Here is a 3,086-nt window from a genome sequence, read left to right as displayed (position 1 = left end):
GACGTACAGTACGCAGGAAGTATCGAGTGAGGGAATTGAAGAAGCCCGCCCAGTGAATATAACGGAAGCCCTAAGTGGAAAAGTAGCGGGTATCGCAATTACCACTACGGGGGCCGGAGTAGGTGCGCCTACTAAAGTGGTTCTCCGCGGAAATCGCTCCTTGCAACCCAACGGAAGCCAACCGCTGTACATCATCGATGGGGTTCCAATGGAAGGAGATATTGCGGATCTTTCGCCTAACGATATTGCAGATATTTCGGTACTAAAAGGCGGAAATGCGGCGGCTCTTTACGGAAGTCGCGCTAATAATGGAGCAATTATCGTCACTACTAAATCTGGGGCAGGAGCTCCCGAAGGCGTAACGGCTAACTTAGGATTTAATTACCAAGTGAACTCACCCATACTACTCACAAAGTATCAAAATGAGTTCGGACAGGGTTCAGCCGGGATTTACTCTCCGGCAGCATTTACCTCGTGGGGGCCTCGCATGACCGGGCAGATAGTAGACCATTGGTCGAATGACCCAGACTACTTAGCATCGGTTGGTGGTACGTATCCGCTTACCGCTCAACCCGACAATGTCCGTGATTTCTTCCAAAACGGGCACACTATCGCCGTAAGTGCGGGAGTAAACATCAATAATGAAAACTCCAACACCAGCTTTAACTATACCAATACCGATGGTAAAGGAATTGTACCGCAGAATGACATGAATCGTCATTATCTTAACGTGCGAAACACCACCACCTTATTCGATAAATTAACCACCGATGTTAAGGTTACCTATATCCGCAGTAACTTCTCTGATGTATTAACCAGTGGTGAGAGTTTTGATAACCCCGCCCGATACGCTTATATCTTACCAAGAAACCTGCGTACCCAAGACTTAGAGTATTTCCAGTTTACCAACGATGCCGGACAGTTAAGACAGCATTTTTACGTACCCCGATCTAACGAAGCAGGCAACCCCTACTGGACAGCCAACAATGTTCAACGCCCCCGCCTAGACGAGCGAGTACTGGGGTTACTATCGCTAAAGTACCAATTTACTGATGACTTATCTTTCCTAGTTCGATCAGGTATAGATCGCCGGAACCGATCGGAAGAATTTCTGCGTTACGTAGACACTTACATCACGGCGGACGGAGGTTCTTACTCTAAAACTTTTGGCAACTTCTGGGATTGGAACACGGATGTACTGCTAAGTTACCAGAAGGATGTATCCGAAAATATTTCAATCGGACTGAATGCGGGTGCCAACCTCCGACGAGCTAAAAGTGAAACTATTGGCGGATTTGGAGAAAACTTCAACGTGGAAAACTTATTTGCTTTAGAAAACACACTACAACCTCGACCTAACGAATCCTTTGCAGAAATAGAGCAGCAATCGGTGTATGCCTTTGGTGAGATTGGGTTCTACAACGCAATTTTCCTAAGTGGTTCGTTCCGAAACGATTGGAGTTCTACACTACCCGAAGCTAGTCGCTCGTACAGTTACCCCTCCGTAGGGTTAACCGCTGTAGTAAGCGACTTGGTAGACCTTCCTTCGGCTATCAGTTTCTTTAAGCTACGAGGCTCTTTTGCCGAAGTAGGAAATGATACTGCTCCCTATCGACTGTCTCGAGAGGCAACCGTAAGTGCTGGAACGATCTCCCTAAGCCCTGTTCTTCCACTAGCGAATTTACAGACGGAAAGAACCACAACCTGGGAAGCTGGGTTTGACCTTCGGTTCTTCGAGGATAATTTACTGTTAGATTTCACCTACTACCGTTCAAATACTTTTGATCAGCTATTCGCTACCAATGTACCGGTGGCCTCGGGAGTGCGTAGTATATTTTTAAACGGAGCTGACATTCAAAATCAGGGAGTAGAAATCGTATTGGGGGTTACTCCGGTATCCACTCCTAACTTCTCGTGGGACCTGACCGCTAATTTTGCCCGAAACGTTAGTGAGGTAGTGGAAATTACCGAAGACGTTGACGTGCTGATTCAGGGAAGTGGGTTCCTGAACGAGTACCAAATCAGAGCCGATGAACCATTTGGTATTCAGTATTCCCGCGGATTCGAAAGAGATGATGCAGGAAACGTTCTTATTGATGCTCAGGGACTACCAATCGTTACCGCGGGTAAAACCGTACCCGTATCCAATTTCCAGCCAGATTGGCTCATGGGAATTAACAATACGTTGCGATACAAAAACTTTTCTTTGAGAACGCTAATAGATATGCGTCAAGGCGGACAAGTTACCGTATTCACTGAGGCTATTATGGCGGGTAGTGGACTGCTCGATTATACTGCTCAAGGTCGAGATGGATCGCTGGTGTTTGGTGAAAATATCTTTGCGGGCGAGACAGCGGTTTTGGTAGATGAAGCCGGAGCCCCCACCGGTACTCCTAACAATATTCAGATGAATGCGGAAGATTTGTGGAACCGACTGGGTGGTAGAAACACTCCCGTGGGCGAAGCTTTTATCAGAGATGCTTCTAATATCCGTTTACGAGAGTTGGCTTTTAGCTACAAAATACCCGAGAGCACATTAGCCAACCTCCCTTTCCGAAGTGCTAGTATTTCGTTGGTGGGAAGAAACTTGTTCTTCATTACTAACAAGACAGAATATTTTGACCCGGAAGCAGTTCAGTCGGTAAATAACAATGCCGAAGGATTAAACTCCTTTGCATTGCCCACCACTCGTAGCTTTGGGGTATCCGTTAACCTTGGTTTTTAATTGTAAATCAATATGAAGATGAATCGAAGTATATTATACACCGCAGTACTGGCCATTATCTTTCTGGCCAACAGTTGTACCGATGATTTTACCGAACTTAATACCGATCCTAAGAACCTAACCGTAGACAATCTCACTCAAAGTGAATACGGTGCTGTAGTGAGAGCAGCTCAGTACGCTCCGGCATTCTTAGGCAATCCAGCTCGAGGACCGTTCCAACTTACGCAGTCGCTATTCTCCGATATTTACGGAGGCTACTTTGCCACTACTGCCCCCAACTTCAACTCCGATAAGTTTATCTTAGTAGGAGGGTGGCTCAACGGGGCATTTAACTATTTTTACGCGAGTGCTGCTCCGCAGA

1 protein-coding gene and 1 pseudogene are annotated in these 3,086 nt (G+C 46.4%); both read left to right on the top strand.

Going from position 1 to position 3,086, the window contains the following annotated elements; all coding sequences use genetic code 11:
* On the top strand, positions 1-2,725 hold a 2,725-nt coding region (locus tag WBA23_RS20055; RefSeq protein WP_424584060.1), incomplete at its 5' end, for a SusC/RagA family TonB-linked outer membrane protein.
* Between the two features lie 18 nt (positions 2,726-2,743).
* Positions 2,744-3,086 (top strand): annotated as a pseudogene (locus WBA23_RS20050) (SusD/RagB family nutrient-binding outer membrane lipoprotein); the annotation flags it as partial.

Origin of the sequence: Tunicatimonas sp., from assembly GCF_049647865.1 — a bacterium.
In the GTDB taxonomy this organism is placed as follows: domain Bacteria; phylum Bacteroidota; class Bacteroidia; order Cytophagales; family Cyclobacteriaceae; genus Tunicatimonas.
The sequence above is the reverse complement of the archived record's forward strand: the minus strand, read 5'-3'. Positions and strand labels throughout refer to the sequence as shown.